The sequence below is a fragment of the Methylotenera sp. E1MeOHC1 genome (assembly GCF_058745595.1).
Genome location: NZ_CP196025.1, coordinates 2,203,847 through 2,219,227 on the forward strand (window position 1 = coordinate 2,203,847; position 15,381 = coordinate 2,219,227).

The following is a 15,381-nucleotide window of genomic DNA, read 5'->3' on the forward strand; positions in this document are numbered from 1 at the left end:
TTGTTGAAGACTACGTAAAAAATTGTTGTTTTCCTTGCCACAGACCCAATGAAAAGTTGTAAACTGAAATTGTTCTGTAAGTCTTAATCACGAATCTCTGGCAATTAATATTTGCGGAATATTTTCAAAAGGAGCAAGTCATGAATTTACAATTAACAGGTCATCATTTAGAAATAACGCCCGCTTTACGTGACTATGTCACCAGTAAATTAACTAAAATCAGCAATCACTTTGATCATGTGATCGATGTCAAGGTGACCATGAGTGTCGAAAAGCTGGCTCAAAAGGTTGAAGCTACACTGCATGTGCCTGGTAATGATTTACACGCAGAATGCCAAGATGAAAATATGTATAGTGCAATCGATATGTTGACCGACAAGCTGGATCGTCAAGTGGTGAAACATAAAGAGAAAAATACGAATCATCACAAAGCGAATGGTGCAGTTAAGCATCAAAACATTGACTGAGTTTTTTAGTATTTAATTCTTTTTGTTACCTTAAATATGGCTCAATTCAACGTCGCTGAGCTATTCAAACAAACCCGCCGTAAACTCAAGTTAAGTTGGGTTGCAGGACTCAACGGCGGGTCAAATACTCTCACCAGCGAAACAGTTACCAAACCATCCTTGGCGCTCATCGGCCATCTTAACTTTGTGCATCCTAACCGAGTGCAAGTGTTAGGCTGTGCTGAGATGGACTACCTTACCAATTTGCCCACTGCCGATGCAGAGCGTGCAATTAATAATTTATTTTCTACCGATTTGGCAGCTGTGATTGTTGCTAACGGTGAAAAAGTACTTGATATATTGTTGGCCGCGGCCAATCTGCACAACGTTCCATTATTTACCTCTACCTTACGTAGTCCTGAGCTCATGGATATTTTGAGCCACTTCTTGGCGCAGGCAATGGCTGAGACTATCAGCGTGCATGGCGTGTTTATGGAGGTGCAGGGTTTTGGCGTGCTACTTAAAGGCGAAGCCGCTATCGGTAAGAGTGAGCTTGCATTAGAGCTCATTTCACGCGGGCACCGATTGATTGCCGATGATATTGTGGATTTTTTCAGAATATCGCCTGAACGCATTGAGGGGCGTTGTCCGCCCCTGTTAGAGGACTTTTTAGAAGTCCGCGGTCTGGGTATTTTAAATATACGCGCATTGTTTGGTGACAACGCGGTTAAACCTACCAAGCCTTTGGATTTAATTATTCAGCTAGAAAAAGCTGATTTGCAAACTTTGCAGATGTTAGACCGACTAAGCATTAAAACCCAGCATGAAGAAGTGCTTGGCTTAAAAGTGACCAAGGTACATATCCCGATTGCCGCTGGGCGTAATATTGCGGTGCTAGTTGAGGTGGCAGTGCGTAACCATATGCTGCTACTACGCGGGATAAACGCAACGAAGCAACTCATGCAACGCCAACAGCGCGCAATGAAGCAACATAAGTAAATTCCGTTCTAGGATTCATCCATACCAATGAAACAACTGATTATTGTCACCGGCCTTTCTGGCTCTGGTAAGAGTATTGCGCTACGTGCGCTGGAAGATAGCGGCTATTACTGCATTGATAACTTGCCTGCCACCATGCTGGACACGATTGCTGAGCATTTGGATGCGAACCATGAGCGCATTGCGATTAGTATTGATAGCCGTAGTGCTGCGATTGAAACCTTGCCGGTGCATATCGACCAGCTCAAAGCGCAAAACATTGATGTACAGGTGTTGTTTTTAGAGTCTAATGTTGAAACTTTGGTCAAACGCTTTAGTGAAACGAGGCGTAAGCATCCGTTGAGTGAAGCATCTACTACGCTGGCTGAAAGCATAGCGCTGGAGCGTGATTTACTAGGTGGGCTCGGCAGCTTAGGCCATGTGATAGACACGAGTTACCTTAGTGCCAATACATTGCGCGGCTGGGTGAAAGAGGTGGTTTCTATCGAGCACACCGGCTTAACTTTGTTGTTTACATCATTTGGCTTTAAACATGGCATCCCCTTGGATGCGGATTTTGTGTTTGATGTGCGCTGCTTGCCTAACCCGCATTACGACCCTGTGCTACGTGACCTGACTGGGCGTGATGAAAAAGTGCAGGACTTTTTAAAAGACCATGCAACCGTGAGCGATATGATGCATGATATTAGAAGTTATGTTGAGAAATGGTTGCCATGTTTTGTACTGGATAACCGCAGTTATCTCACGGTGGCGATTGGCTGCACAGGCGGCCAGCATCGCTCTGTGTATTTGGTGGAAATGTTGAGTCAATACTTTAAAGATAAACAAAAAGTATTAACACGACACCGCGAATTAAAGTAAAGCTAAGCGTTAAAATAAAACCGAGCATTAAAATAAATAGGATTGGTATTAAACAATGATAGGTATTTTGATTGTGACGCATGGTGCGTTGGGTGAAAGCCTGATTGCATGTGCACACCATGTGCTAGGCGGTGCGCCAGCACAAACAGCGGCATTAGCAGTGAATAGTCAGGATGACCCCAATATTATGCTGCCTAAGGCACAGGCTTTGGTTGCGCAGTTAAATAGCGGGGATGGTGTGCTGGTGTTATCTGACATGTATGGCGCAACGCCATGCAATATTGTCACCAAGTTGATACAGCCCGGCATGGTGGCCGGGGTGGCCGGTATTAGTTTGCCCATGCTCGTGCGCGCCATGACTTATCGGCATGAGCCGCTTGCTGTAGTTGTAGAAAAAGCCATCAGTGGCGGTCGTGAGGGGGTGGTGCAGTTTACCAGCCAGCAATGCGAACGTTATGAGCAGGAATCCTCCAATCAATAGATTTTACAAATAACTAGGTCCAAAGCATGATTAGTAAAGAACTGGAAATTATTAACAAACTAGGGTTGCATGCACGTGCATCCACCAAGCTTACGCAGGCCGCTGGTAAGTTTGCGAGTGAGGTGTGGATTACGCGCAATGGTCGCCGCGTGAACGCTAAAAGTATTATGGGTGTGATGATGCTGGCGGCAGCTAAGGGCTCTATGGTGACCTTAGAAGCTAATGGTGCTGACGAGGCTTCTGCCATCGACACATTGGTTGACTTGATTAATAGCCGTTTCGGTGAGGATGAATGAGTAATTTAACCAATCCAAGTTTTAGTATTCATGGCGTAGCTGTTTCTAGCGGCATTGCCATTGGGCAGGCACATCTTGTGTCTAATGCTTTGCTGGAGGTTGTGCATTATCAATTACCTAAACATTTGATTGAAACCGAAATTGATCGCTTTAACGAGGCAATTGCCAGTGTTAAATTTGAGCTGGAACAAATTAATCATAGTTTGCGTAAAAATGCGCCCGCAGAGTTAAGTGCATTTGTGGGTACGCATTTGATGATGTTGGAGGATAAGTCTTTAACCGAAGTGCCTCAAGATATTATCAGACGCGAGCAGTGTAATGCGGAGTGGGCGATCAAACTGCAAATGGATGATATCGTCGAGCAGTTTGAGCAGATTGAAGATGTCTATTTCCGTGAGCGCAAGCAGGATGTGGTACAAGTTGTTGAGCGTATCATCAAAGCCTTATTGGGGCATCCGAGCCAGTTGAGTAGCGAGCAGCAAATTAGCGCCATGCATCAGGAGCGCAAGCTGATTTTGGTGGCGCATGATATTTCACCTGCGGATGCAATCCAGTTTAAACAGCATCAGTTTGCCGCATTTATTACCGATGTGGGTGGTGTTACTTCCCATACCGCTATTTTGGCACGTAGTCTTAATATTCCATCAATTGTTGCTTTGCAACGTGCACGCGACTTAATCAATGACGGTGAATTGATTATTGTCGATGGCAACCTAGGCATCGTGATTGTTAGCCCTTCTAAAGAGATTTTGGCCGAGTACAAGCTGCGTCAGGATCAGTGGGAGCTAGAGCAGCAGAAGCTGAAGCGAATCAAGAGCACCAAAGCGGTGACCATTGACGGTGTTAGTATCGATTTGCTGGCAAATATTGAAGTGCCAGAAGATGTGGCCGCAGTAAAGCTTGCTGGTGCCACTGGCATTGGCTTGTATCGTACCGAGTTTCTTTTTATGAATCGCCACGATACGCCAGATGAAGAAGAACAGTTCTTGGCGTATAAAACAGTAGCTGAAGCGATGAAGGGTGCACCAGTCACCATCCGTACTTTAGATATAGGTGCTGACAAGCAGGTCAATTCTGATACGGTCGTGAGTTGTGCTAATCCGGCATTGGGCTTGCGTGCGATTCGTTTATGTTTGGCTGAGCCGCAGCTCTTTCATACCCAGTTGCGTGCATTGTTGCGTGCTTCGCACTATGGGCATATCAAAATTTTAATTCCTATGCTGTGCACGCTTTCTGAGTTAAGGCAAACCAAGTTGCTACTGGAACGAGCCAAGCAAAGTTTACGCAAAGATGATATCCCGTTTGATGAAAACATTACTCTGGGCGGCATGATTGAGATTCCTGCTGCTGCGATTAATGCAGAGGCCTTTGCCAATGAGCTGGATTTTCTATCAATCGGCACTAACGATTTAATTCAATATACTTTAGCGATTGATCGTACCGATGATGCTGTGGCACATTTATACAACCCGTTACATCCCTCTATCCTCAAATTGATTTCGATGACAATCAAAGCGGGCCTTAAACTGGGCAAGTCCGTCTCTGTATGTGGGGAAATGGCGGGTGACGCAAGGTTTACCAAGCTACTGTTAGGCATGGGGTTGCAGCAATTGTCTATGCATCCTTCACATATCCTGAGTGTTAAGCAGCAAGTGCTGCATAGCCAATTGGCCGAGCTCAAGGTGCATGCGCGTAAAGTTTTAAACTTAACTGATATAGAAAAAATTGAACTCAACCTTGCTAAGTTTAATCAGATTCAATAAGAAGAGGGCTAGTTATGAGCAACGCGATATTGGTACCAAGTAATGATGATAAAAACATCGCCACCATTACCCATTTGAGTGGCGTGTTGTTTTCGTTTATTCCCTCTTTAATTGTTTGGTTATTAAAGAAAGACGATAACGAATATCTATCAGCCCAGGCCAAAGAAGCGTTGAACTTTCAAATCACCATCCTCATTGCACAGTTTGCTGCGGGTGTGCTGATAGCTATTTTGGTAGGCTTTTTGTTGCTAGGAATTATTTGGCTGTTCAATGTTGTTTTATGCATAGTTGCCGCTATCTCTACCAGTCATGGCGAAACTTATCGCTACCCCTTGTGCTTACGTCTAATCAACTAATGCGTCTTATCAATTTGCAGTTTTAAGGATTACTCGTGTCAAACCCATTATTACACTTTGCTGGCTTACCAAAATTTAACGAAATCAAACCTGAGCATGTTGGCCCAGCGGTAGATAGTTTAATTGCGGAAGGGCGTGCTCTGGTTGAGCAATTAGCAACCAGTACTGAAGCGCCAACATGGCAAAATTTTGCAGTGAGGCTAGAAGACCATAGTGAAAAGCTAGGCCGTAGCTGGAGCCAAGTTGGGCATATGAATGCGGTAGTGAATAGCCCGGAGTTGCGCGAAGCATATAACGATAACTTGGCTAAACTGACAGATTTCTACAGTGATGTATCGCAGGATGAGCGTTTGTACGCGAAATTCAAAGCAATTCAATCCAGTGCGGCTTTTGCCACGTTGAGCGATACACAGCAAACCATTATCAATAAAGAAGTGCGCGACTTTAAATTGGGCGGTGCAGAGTTGCCTGCTGAGCAAAAGGTAAGATTCAAAGCCGTGAGTGAGGCGCTTTCTAAGTTGGGTGCTAAGTTTGAAGAAAATATACTCGATAACACTAACGATTTTAAACATACGGTTGAGCATCTAGCAGACTTAGCTGGATTGCCGGAAGATGCGATTGAAGCAGCACAAGAGGCAGCTAAAGCTGATGGTAAGCAGGGTTATCAGTTTAGCCTGCACTTTCCATCCTATATGCCGGTGCTGCAATATGCGGATAATCGAGCACTGCGTGAAGTGTTATACCGAGCCTACGCTACCCGTGCTTCTGAGTTAAGTAAGCCGGAGTGGGATAACACGGATTTGATTCGAGATATTCTTAAACTTAAGCAAGAAGAAGCGCAAATGCTGGGGTTTAATAATTTTGCAGAGCTTTCCCTCGCAACAAAAATGGCGGATACACCCAAGCAAGTAACGGATTTTCTAGATACCCTAGCCAAACGTGCCAAACCTTATGCGCAGCAAGACATGCAAGCGCTCACTGCCTATGCCGATAAGCTAGGTATTGCCGATATGCAAGCTTGGGATGTTGCGTATGTCAGTGAAAAGCTACGCCAAGAGAAATATGCATTCTCTGACCAAGAGGTAAAACAATATTTTCCTGAGCACAAAGTGCTGGCTGGCCTGTTTAAGGTAACGGAAACCATTTTTGGCGTGCATGTGCGTAAAGTGGATGCGCCGGTATGGCATCCTGATGCCAGTTTATATGAAATCAGTAACAGCGATAACCAGCCGATTGCTTATTTTTATCTGGATCTTTATGCGCGTAACCACAAACGTGGTGGCGCTTGGATGGATGAGTGCATTAGCCGCCGTCAACATGCTAACGGTATAGAGCTACCAGTGGCCTATCTGACGTGCAATTTCTCAGCGCCAGTGGGCGGTAAGCCTGCACTGTTTACCCATGATGAAGTCATTACTATGTTCCACGAGTTTGGTCATGGTTTGCACCATATGCTCACCCAAGTGGATGAGTACGGTGTGTCTGGCATTAAAGGTGTAGAGTGGGATGCTGTAGAGTTACCTAGCCAGTTTATGGAGAACTTCTGCTGGGAATGGGAAGTTCTGCGCCAGATGACGGCGCATGTGGATACGGATGCACAATTGCCGCGTGAGCTATTTGACAAAATGGTGGCAGCGAAAAACTTCCAGGCCGGTATGCAAATGGTGCGCCAAATCGAATTTTCACTGTTCGATATGCGCTTACATGGTGACTTTGACCCTAATGGCAAACTCACCGCCTTAGATTTAATTGAACAGGTACGTGACGAGGTGGCTGTGATGCGTCCGCCGCATTGGAACCGTTTTCCTAATAGTTTCTCACATATCTTTGCCGGTGGTTACGCTGCGGGCTACTATAGCTACAAATGGGCTGAAGTGCTGTCTGCTGATGCCTACAGCCTGTTTGAAGAGATGGGTGTGCTGTCTGGTGAAGCGGGTGCCCGTTTTAAAAATGAAGTACTTGCTAAAGGTGGTAGTCGCCCAGCAATGGAGTCCTTTGTTGCGTTTAGGGGCAGAGATCCGAGTATGGATGCACTGTTGCGGCATAATGGTATGGCCTGATAGTAAAAACTGTTTTATTATTCAAAGATATAAAAATATAGCTTAAGCTAATAATGGAGGGTGTAGCTTGAAGCAATCTGAAATTCGATTACAAAGTTGGGCTATATATGAATCAAATGTTCAAAATTACCGTGCATACTCATCGACTGTTCAATCATTCTTTTTGACAATCGGTTCTGTTCTGTTCACAGCAAATGACACTCCGCTTTATTTACTCTTTATGATAGTAGGTATCGGAATTCTTCATGTGTTTGTAATCTGGATTCCTGTTGTATTTGCAAGAAACTATATAGTTGATTATCATAAGTTTCAAAGTGAATTGGGGTTCGGGGATGCCAAGATTGTTGCTCTAGCTAAAGTTTGCACTGAACGTGAATATGTTAATAATAAGTCCAAGAGAAAAGTTGCTAATGAGCAGTTCTTCAATGGAAAAGGCAATAGGATGCTACGCGCAACACGGTTCAAATTTGATGTTTGCGTACCTTTGTCCTATGTTGCTATCTGGATAGCACTTTTTATGTGGAAGATATTCCCAATAATCCTCACTAAAATTTAGCCTGCCTAGGGCATCTTAATTGTAATGAATTTTGCATAGTAGCTTATACAGCTTTTATTTTTTGTATTATGTTGCACTAATAAGCACCGGGAAATAAATTACTTAATCGCGCCCACTGTTTAAATGCTTTGTAAGTATCTAGACCACCCTTTTGTATGCATGAGGAAGTGCCATATCCCAATATATTGCCTTTTGATATGACTTTGGTGAGGGCGGAATCCAATCTAAAGAGGCATTAAATTCATTGCAAAAAACTTTAAAGCCTATTGTGCCTTTTGAGTTGCGCTTGAGCTAGATCTAAATAACTTACCAAACTGTCAACTACTTGATAACTATGCTTCGTGACAAAGTCACTTGGCTGTATTAAGTCTGGCACCACCACAACTTTTAACCCAGCGGCAATCGCCGCACGCGCACCCATTTCACTATCTTCAAAGGCAATGCATGCATCAGCAGGTATGCCTAATTTTTTAACTGCAAGTAAATAAATGTCTGGATTAGGTTTACCTCGCTCCACCTCTTGTCCACTAGTGATCTGGTAGAAGTAATCACTTACACCTACTTGGTTTAAGCGCTGAGTGATGTGATGTGTAGCGGACGAAGATGCAACACTACAAATAATATTGCAGGCTTGGTAGTGTTGCAGCAGAGCGCGTACACCAGGCTTTAGTGGAAACGAATTGTTCAAGCTTGCTAATTGGGCATCTAAGCCCTGCATTACTAAATTAAATCGTTCCGTGCCGCCTAGTTGTGCCGTCATGATGCGTGTGGAATCTGGCCCCGCACGCCCAATTAGCTCCACGTATTCCGCTTGGGTGTAGGTAATGCCTACTTGCTGGGCTGCGCTGATACAGGCCTGCATGATGATGCGCTCTGAATCAATCAGCAAACCGTCCATGTCAAATATTGCGGCTTTTATCACGGGCTTAGTTTTCTAAAGTTGGTTTTCTAAAAAAGGTGGACTTTATCATATGCTGTCGATTGCTAGCCAAGGTATTTGCGTAGAGGCTCTATGATGACGCTGAAAAGTGCTTCATCGCTTTTTGCCAAGTGCAAAACTTGTGGCTCCAGATTTTTGACTCGCGTATAGGCGCATGCTAGAGTTGCGCACTTGAGACCCTTCATTCATTACTACTCTAAATTAAGCCTATGAAACTTGCCACCTGGAACGTTAACTCGCTTAATGTGAGATTGCCGCATGTACTTGATTGGTTAACTGCGAACCAGCCGGATGTGCTGTGTTTGCAAGAAACCAAGCAAGAAGACAGCAAGTTTCCTTATGCTACGTTTTCTGAGTTAGGCTATCATGCCGTGCATATCGGCCAAAAAACCTACAATGGCGTCGCTATTATAAGTCGCCACCCTATTTTGAATGTGCAACACAACATCCCCAACTTTGATGATAATCAGCAGCGCGTGATAGCAGCCGATATTAATGGAGTGAGGGTAGTGTGTGCTTACATCCCTAACGGTCAGGCGGTAGATTCTGACAAATATCAATATAAATTGCGCTGGCTGACTGCCTTAAATGCATGGCTGAAGAACGAGTTGGCACAACATGCTAAATTGGCCTTATTAGGCGATTACAATATTGCACCTGAAGACCGTGACTGTCATGATCCTGCAGCTTGGGAGGGGCAGATATTAGTTTCACCTTTGGAGCGGGAGGCATTTAGTCGCTTGGTAAATTTGGGGCTTAGCGATAGTTTTAGATTGTTTGAGCAGCCGGAGAAAAGCTTTAGTTGGTGGGATTATCGCATGATGGGCTTCCGGCGAAATCTCGGTATGCGCATCGACCATATATTGGTCAGTGACGCACTAAAGGCGCTATGCGCCGCAGCGTATATAGACAAGGCTCCGCGCAAGCTAGAGCGCCCGTCAGACCATACCCCAGTTGTGTTGGAGCTTAATGCGGGTTAAGTAGTTGCTGCACTTGGTCTGCAGTTTTGTTTGTGCTCGAGTCTTTGTTGTTAGCCGCATCAGCAGGTTTGGTGGTTCTGTTGATACCAGGCTCTTTTAGTTTTGAAGCTTGTTCAGGCGTCCTGGCTGCCCCACTCCTAGGCAGTAAAGTAATGTCAGGCTGCAGCATTTGCTGCGGCTGACTTAACGGTAGGGCTTCACCGCCACCTTCTTGCATACCAGGTGACTCGGTCTCTACCTCTGGGGGCGGGTTTTCATGATAGAAGTACTCGTAAATACCATTCTCGTCATTGTCGGCTCTAATGCCCGTGGTTGGGTCTATGCGCAGTGCCATCACTCCATCGGGTACCGGCATGTCGGTTTCAGGTACGTTCCTTAAAGCAGTTGCCATGTATTTAATCCAAATGGGTAGCGCGGTTGAGCCGCCGGTTTCGTTGCGACCTAAGCGCCTAGGCTTGTCGAAGCCCACCCATGTTACCGCGACTAATTTAGGGCTGTAGCCAGTAAACCATGCGTCATAGTGATCGTTAGTGGTGCCGGTTTTGCCGGCGAGGTCACCGCGGCCAAGTTGTGACGCCTTGGCTGCCGTGCCGTACCTCACCACGTCTTGCATCATTGAGTTCATGATAAATGCGTTGCGTGCGTCAATCACGCGCGGCGCATCGTTTCTAGCGGTCACAAATTTGCTTTGGCTGATTATTTTGCCGTTTTGGTCAACAATCTTAGAAATTAAGTAAGGGTTAACACGGTAACCGCCATTAGCAAAAACTGCATAAGCACTGGCCATTTGCATTGGTGTTGCCGAGCCGGCACCCAGTGCCATTGTCATGTAAGCTGGATGGTTTTTTGCCGCAAAGCCAAAGCGCGTAATGTAATCTTGCGCATAAGCTGGCCCAATGCTATCTAACACGCGTATTGCCACCATGTTTTTTGATTTTGCTAGCGCCTGTCTGAGGCGAATAGGGCCATCAAATGTGGCATCATAGTTCTGAGGTGTCCATTCCTTGTTGCCCGTCTCTTCAGAAGAGAAGCTAAGCGGTGCATCTTCAACAATCGTTGCCGGTGTGTAGCCTTTTTCTAAAGCAGCAGAGTAAATAAAAGGTTTAAAGCTAGAGCCGGGTTGGCGCCACGCTTGAGTGACATGGTTAAATTTGTTGCGGTTAAAATCAAAACCGCCAACCAGCGCACGAATTGCCCCGGTTTCAGGGTCTATTGAAATCAGTGCCGATTCAACTTGCGGTAGTTGGGTTACGCGCCATTGACCCGATTGGGTAGAAGGCGAGCTATTTAGAATCCGAATTACCGCACCAACTTTTAGTAAGCGTTTCTCAGGTTTCTTTTCATTCAGCGTGTTTTGAATCAATGCTAGGCCTTTGCCATTGATTTCAACGTCATCCCCGTATTTGGTATGCACAGTAATGGATTTTTCTGAAATTTTGGTAATAGCGGCAGGAATTAGCCCGTTTGAGACATCAATGTCGCCAAGCGCTTCTGTAATTTCCTCTTTGTCGGCATCAGTGACTACTGAGTTGAAGTTAAGTACCTTTTCCGGCCCGCGGTAGCCTTGGCGTGCATCGTAATCCAAAATGCCATCCCTCAGCGCACTGTTTGCTGCTTCTTGGTTGGTTTTACGCACGGTAGTGTAAACCTTTAACCCGCTACTGTAGATTTCATCTTGATAGGTTGCATATAAACTTTCTCTCACCATTTCTGCGACATAGTCGGCAGATAAATCACGAGACTGTCTGGATGCTTTAAATCTAAGTGGTTGATTAAGCGCTTTTTTGTATACGGACTCCTCAATGAATCCATAGCGCTGCATGTCGCGTAACACTTCCATTTGGCGCGCAATTGCGCGCTTGGGGTGCAGGTAAGGATTATAGCCAGATGGTGCCTTAGGTAAGCCGGCAAGCATGGCAGTTTCAGCGAGGTTTAGTTTCTCTAATGGCTTGCCAAAATAGACCTGTGCCGCCGCGGCAAAGCCGTAGGAGCGTTGGCCTAAGTAGATTTGATTGATATATAGCTCAAGAATCTTATCTTTACTTAAATTGTTCTCGATTTTGATGGCGAGTAAAGCTTCGTTGATTTTGGTGCCAAGTGTGCGTTTGCCATTGGGTTTAGTAAAGAAATTCTTGGCAACCTGCATAGTAATGGTGCTGGCGCCCTCATGGCTGACGCCCGTAATGTTGTTCTTAATCGCACGTAGGATGCCTTTAGTATCAATGCCGCCGTGTTGATAGAAGCGACGGTCTTCAATGGCAAGTACCGCATCTTTCATGTTTTTTGGCACATCTGAGATTTTGACGTAAGCGCGCCGTTCTTCACCAAACTCCTCAATTAAGTAGCCATCTTCGGAGTAAACTCTTAACGGCAGTTTGGGGCGATAGTCTGTCAGCGTTTCAAGCGATGGTAAGCTGGGGTAAATGATTGCAACGGCAATCCCTACAAAGGCAATGGCAGATAGGCCGCTAACAATGATCGTTAACAAGAGATAGTGCCACCATTTGTTTGGAGTCATGGGCGATTTGATTTCTATGAACTAAAAATATAAAGCTATTATAAATTGCTATGGATGCTGGTGCGAATAAACTGAGTGATAAAGCTTAAAAAAATGAATAAATTAAAAATTGCTTTACAGGGTTTAAAGTTGTTGCTAGGATTTAATGTAAATTATTAGAAATGTTCGTAACTAACGAAATCAGAAAAGGAATTTCAATTTGAAATTCAGCTTTTTTACAGAATCGGTACCCCCGCTAGTCGGCATAGATATAAGCTCAACCTCGGTAAAAATGGTTGAGCTTATTAGTGATGGGCGTGGAGGTTACAAACTTGAGAATTATTCAATCTCGCCTCTTGCCAAAGACGCCATTGCCGATGGTAACGTTGGGGATCTGGAAAAGGTCGCCGATGCTATCAAGCTGGGATGGAAGCTACTGGGCTCTCGTGAGAAGCGTGCCGCATTAGCCTTGCCTTCTTCAGCAGTCATTGCCAAAAAAGTCATTATGTCCGCAGATCTGCGCGAAGAAGACATGGAAGTACAAGTAGAAGCTGAGGCCAATCAATACATTCCCTTTTCACTCGATGAGGTGAATCTCGATTTTCAGGTGCTTGGTCCCGCCCCCAATAATCCAGATGAAGTTGAAGTGCTAATCGCTGCTGCGCGTAAAGAGAAAATCGAAGATCGCGTTGCTGCGGCAGAAGGCGCAGGTTTGAAAGTAATTGTGATGGATGTCGAGTCTTACGCAACAGAGGCCGCTTATACGCTAGTATCTAGTCAGCTGCCTAATGCAGGGCGAGAGCAAACTGTGATGATTGTGGATGTGGGGGCGACGATGATGCACATTAATGTGCTGCATAATAACGTGCCTATCTATGCACGTGAGCAAAGCTTTGGCGGTGCGCAACTAACACAAGAAATACAGCGTCGCTTTGGTTTGTCACAAGAAGAAGCTGAAATAGCTAAACGTAAAGGCGGGTTGCCTGACAGTTATGAAAGTGAAGTTTTGCAGCCTTTTGTCCAGCTGTTGGCGATGGAAGTCGCGAGAGCACTGCAGTTCTTTACGAGTTCTACGCAATATAACCGTGTTGACCATATCGTGCTGGCGGGCGGCTGTGCCTCCATTGCGGAGATTACACTAACGGTGCAAGACCGTACGCAAGTCAATACCATAGTTGCTAATCCATTTCATAGTATGGCAATGAGTGCGAAAGTGCGGGCACAACAGGCCGCGACAGATGCCCCTGCATTATTAATTGCTTGCGGGCTTGCTATGCGGGGGTTCGCAATATGATACGCGTCAATCTACTGCCACATCGTCAAATAAGACGTGAAGCAAAACAACGTGAATTTGGTTTGATGGCGTTGTTTAGCGCCGTTGCGGCTTGTGCAATTTTGTTTGTGGCTTACACTGTCATCAATAGTAGAGTGGAGTCTCAATTAGAACGCAATCAGCGGCTAAATAATGCCATTACTAAGTTAGATAAAGAAATTGCTGACATTAAAGATCTGCGAGAGCAAATTAGCGCAATGCTCGAACGTAAGCAAGTGGTCGAGAATTTACAGACCAATCGTAGCCAAGCTGTGATTGTTTTTGATGAGCTTAGTCGTCAATTGCCAGAAGGCATGTATCTCAAAAGTATTAAACAAGAGGGTAAAGTCATCACCATCGAGGGTGTCGCAGACACCAATGCCCGAGTGGCAACATTGGTGCGTAACTTTAATCAGTCGAACTGGATGGAGTCGCCTATATTGATAGAAATTAAGGCGATCACTGTAGGCGCTCAAAAACAAAATCTATTTACGCTTAAGGTGAGTTTAAAGACGCCGATAACAGAAACAGATGATGCAGGTGCTAAAGCGAAAGCTGGAAGTGCGAGAAAATCATGAAGTTAGAAGACTTTAATAATATAGATATCAACAACGCTGGCAGTTTGCCAGCACCTATGAAAGCGGTGCTTTTAGGTGTTGTCTTTGTAGTATTGCTCGCGTTAGGGTATTACTTGTTGTTAAGCCCTGCAATGGAATCTTTGGATACAGAAAAAGCAAAAGAAGAGGAGCTTCGTAAGGTTTACTTCGACAAAAAAAGTCAGGCGATTAATTTAGCTGCATATCAGGCGCAGATGGTTGAAATTGAAAAGACCTTTGGCGCGCTATTGAAGCAATTGCCTGATCGCTCTCAAATTGACGGTTTATTAACGGATATTAACCAAGCCGGGTTAAGTCGTGGTTTGGAGTTTGAGCTATTTAAACCAGGGCAGGAAACTCAGGCAGAGTTTTATGCGGAAATGCCAATATCCATTAAAGTCACCGGTACTTATCATGATTTGGGGGCGTTTGCGACTGACATATCAAAACTGTCACGCATAGTGACGTTAGGTGACGTTTTTATCGCGGGTAAAAATAAAGACGCTAAGCCCGATGCTAAGGGCCCTAATGACGGCGGCTTAGTAATGGAGGCTGTTGCAAAGACTTATCGATATTTGGATGCAAGTGAACTCGCAGAAAAACGTAAAGCTGAGAGCGAAAAAGCTAAAGCAGCTAAGAAAGGTAAATAGTAACCGTGGCTGACAATACCAAACGAATATTTATCTTGCCAATCATCATGCGCCTTTTGGTTTGTGGAGTGTTTAGCGTTGGGCTTGCTGGATGTAGCTTTGAGGGCGGTGATGACCTTGACCAATATATGCGCGATGCAACTAAAAATGTGCAGCCCAAGGTTAAGCCGTTGCCAGAGGTGCAGCCGTATATGGCTTTGCAGTATAACGCTGATGGCACGCTGGTCGATCCGTTCCGTGCTCGTAAGGCTGTGAATAAGTCTAGCGTGTTACAGCCTAACTTGAGTCGTCCTAAAGAGCCGATGGAGGCATATCCACTTGAGAGTCTTAAGTATGTTGGGTTGCTATCTAAAAGTAAGCTGACCTATGCATTGCTTAAAACACCGGATGAGTCGGTGCAGCAAGTTAAATTGGGTAACTATGTCGGACAGAATTTCGGTAGAGTGACACAAATTAAAGATGGTGAAATAGTATTAGTGGAACTTGTGCAAGACGACCTTACCGGCGACTGGGTGGAGCGTACTACAAGTTTGGTTTTACAAGAATAGTAATTAGTCGCATGGATGTTGTCAGCTAGAAGCAAATTTG

General features: G+C 45.0%; 16 protein-coding genes. 14 read left to right on the forward strand and 2 right to left on the reverse strand.

Annotated elements, in window-relative coordinates; genetic code table 11:
- Positions 1-140: 140 nt before the first annotated feature.
- The 9 genes from hpf (at position 141) to ACSSU7_RS10375 (ending at position 7,818) form a co-directional block, all read left to right on the forward strand.
- Positions 141-467, forward strand: coding sequence for a ribosome hibernation-promoting factor, HPF/YfiA family (gene hpf, locus ACSSU7_RS10335; RefSeq protein WP_015833100.1), 327 nt, complete (start codon positions 141-143; stop codon positions 465-467).
- A 36-nt stretch (positions 468-503) separates the two neighbouring features.
- Complete coding sequence (gene hprK / locus ACSSU7_RS10340) at positions 504-1,445, forward strand: HPr(Ser) kinase/phosphatase (RefSeq protein ID WP_492516401.1); 942 nt, start codon at positions 504-506, stop codon at positions 1,443-1,445.
- A gap of 27 nt (positions 1,446-1,472) precedes the next feature.
- Positions 1,473-2,306, forward strand: coding sequence for an RNase adapter RapZ (rapZ, locus tag ACSSU7_RS10345; RefSeq protein ID WP_492516402.1), 834 nt, complete (start codon positions 1,473-1,475; stop codon positions 2,304-2,306).
- A gap of 55 nt (positions 2,307-2,361) precedes the next feature.
- Positions 2,362-2,787, forward strand: coding sequence for a PTS sugar transporter subunit IIA (locus ACSSU7_RS10350; RefSeq protein WP_492516403.1), 426 nt, complete (start codon positions 2,362-2,364; stop codon positions 2,785-2,787).
- A 26-nt stretch (positions 2,788-2,813) separates the two neighbouring features.
- Positions 2,814-3,083: an HPr family phosphocarrier protein gene (locus tag ACSSU7_RS10355; RefSeq protein WP_492516404.1), complete on the forward strand. Its 270-nt coding sequence runs from the start codon at positions 2,814-2,816 to the stop codon at positions 3,081-3,083.
- Positions 3,080-4,846, forward strand: coding sequence for a phosphoenolpyruvate--protein phosphotransferase (gene ptsP, locus ACSSU7_RS10360; protein WP_492516405.1), 1,767 nt, complete (start codon positions 3,080-3,082; stop codon positions 4,844-4,846). Before ACSSU7_RS10355 ends, ptsP begins: the two co-directional genes overlap by 4 nt.
- Positions 4,847-4,860: 14 nt before the next feature.
- On the forward strand, positions 4,861-5,202 hold the full coding sequence (locus ACSSU7_RS10365) for a DUF4870 domain-containing protein (RefSeq protein WP_492516406.1): 342 nt from the start codon (positions 4,861-4,863) through the stop codon (positions 5,200-5,202).
- A 35-nt stretch (positions 5,203-5,237) separates the two neighbouring features.
- The gene (locus tag ACSSU7_RS10370; protein WP_492516407.1) at positions 5,238-7,262 is read left to right on the forward strand and encodes a M3 family metallopeptidase; all 2,025 of its coding nucleotides are present in this window, start codon (positions 5,238-5,240) and stop codon (positions 7,260-7,262) included.
- 67 nt (positions 7,263-7,329) lie between these two features.
- Positions 7,330-7,818 carry a hypothetical protein gene (locus ACSSU7_RS10375; protein ID WP_492516408.1) on the forward strand — a complete coding sequence of 163 codons (489 nt, stop codon included), beginning with the start codon at positions 7,330-7,332 and terminating at the stop codon, positions 7,816-7,818.
- A gap of 256 nt (positions 7,819-8,074) precedes the next feature.
- On the opposite strand, the gene ACSSU7_RS10380 is transcribed toward ACSSU7_RS10375, so the two are convergent.
- On the reverse strand, positions 8,075-8,740 hold the full coding sequence (locus tag ACSSU7_RS10380) for an HAD family hydrolase (RefSeq protein ID WP_492516409.1): 666 nt from the start codon (positions 8,738-8,740) through the stop codon (positions 8,075-8,077).
- 227 nt (positions 8,741-8,967) lie between these two features.
- On the opposite strand from ACSSU7_RS10380, the gene xth reads away from it, so the two are divergent.
- Positions 8,968-9,738, forward strand: coding sequence for an exodeoxyribonuclease III (gene xth, locus ACSSU7_RS10385; RefSeq protein WP_492516410.1), 771 nt, complete (start codon positions 8,968-8,970; stop codon positions 9,736-9,738).
- Here xth and ACSSU7_RS10390 read toward each other — a convergent pair.
- Positions 9,725-12,256, reverse strand: a complete 2,532-nt coding sequence (locus ACSSU7_RS10390; RefSeq protein ID WP_492516411.1) for a penicillin-binding protein 1A — start codon at positions 12,254-12,256, stop codon at positions 9,725-9,727. The two genes, xth and ACSSU7_RS10390, sit on opposite strands and share 14 nt — an antisense overlap.
- A gap of 199 nt (positions 12,257-12,455) precedes the next feature.
- Here ACSSU7_RS10390 and ACSSU7_RS10395 point away from each other — a divergent pair, with 199 nt between their 5' ends.
- The 4 genes from ACSSU7_RS10395 to ACSSU7_RS10410 are packed head-to-tail and all read left to right on the forward strand — an operon-like array spanning position 12,456 to position 15,341.
- On the forward strand, positions 12,456-13,529 hold the full coding sequence (locus ACSSU7_RS10395; protein WP_492516412.1) for a pilus assembly protein PilM: 1,074 nt from the start codon (positions 12,456-12,458) through the stop codon (positions 13,527-13,529).
- Positions 13,526-14,125 carry a PilN domain-containing protein gene (locus ACSSU7_RS10400; RefSeq protein WP_492516413.1) on the forward strand — a complete coding sequence of 200 codons (600 nt, stop codon included), beginning with the start codon at positions 13,526-13,528 and terminating at the stop codon, positions 14,123-14,125. The genes ACSSU7_RS10395 and ACSSU7_RS10400 overlap by 4 nt, the downstream gene beginning before the upstream one ends.
- Positions 14,122-14,793: a type IV pilus inner membrane component PilO gene (locus tag ACSSU7_RS10405; protein ID WP_492516414.1), complete on the forward strand. Its 672-nt coding sequence runs from the start codon at positions 14,122-14,124 to the stop codon at positions 14,791-14,793. Before ACSSU7_RS10400 ends, ACSSU7_RS10405 begins: the two co-directional genes overlap by 4 nt.
- Positions 14,794-14,798: 5 nt before the next feature.
- Positions 14,799-15,341, forward strand: a complete 543-nt coding sequence (locus ACSSU7_RS10410) for a pilus assembly protein PilP (RefSeq protein WP_492516415.1) — start codon at positions 14,799-14,801, stop codon at positions 15,339-15,341.
- Positions 15,342-15,381 lie beyond the last annotated feature (40 nt).

Bases quoted from the DNA above. Each gene is read 5' to 3' on its own strand.
- xth (WP_492516410.1), top strand. From the start codon at position 8,968: ATGAAACTTGCCACCTGGAACGTTAACTCGCTTAATGTGAGATTGCCG.
- ptsP (WP_492516405.1), top strand. From the start codon at position 3,080: ATGAGTAATTTAACCAATCCAAGTTTTAGTATTCATGGCGTAGCTGTT.
- ACSSU7_RS10350 (WP_492516403.1), top strand. From the start codon at position 2,362: ATGATAGGTATTTTGATTGTGACGCATGGTGCGTTGGGTGAAAGCCTG.
- hprK (WP_492516401.1), top strand. From the start codon at position 504: ATGGCTCAATTCAACGTCGCTGAGCTATTCAAACAAACCCGCCGTAAA.
- ACSSU7_RS10400 (WP_492516413.1), top strand. From the start codon at position 13,526: ATGATACGCGTCAATCTACTGCCACATCGTCAAATAAGACGTGAAGCA.
- ACSSU7_RS10390 (WP_492516411.1), bottom strand. From the start codon at position 12,256: ATGACTCCAAACAAATGGTGGCACTATCTCTTGTTAACGATCATTGTT.
- rapZ (WP_492516402.1), top strand. From the start codon at position 1,473: ATGAAACAACTGATTATTGTCACCGGCCTTTCTGGCTCTGGTAAGAGT.
- ACSSU7_RS10405 (WP_492516414.1), top strand. From the start codon at position 14,122: ATGAAGTTAGAAGACTTTAATAATATAGATATCAACAACGCTGGCAGT.
- hpf (WP_015833100.1), top strand. From the start codon at position 141: ATGAATTTACAATTAACAGGTCATCATTTAGAAATAACGCCCGCTTTA.
- ACSSU7_RS10355 (WP_492516404.1), top strand. From the start codon at position 2,814: ATGATTAGTAAAGAACTGGAAATTATTAACAAACTAGGGTTGCATGCA.
- ACSSU7_RS10365 (WP_492516406.1), top strand. From the start codon at position 4,861: ATGAGCAACGCGATATTGGTACCAAGTAATGATGATAAAAACATCGCC.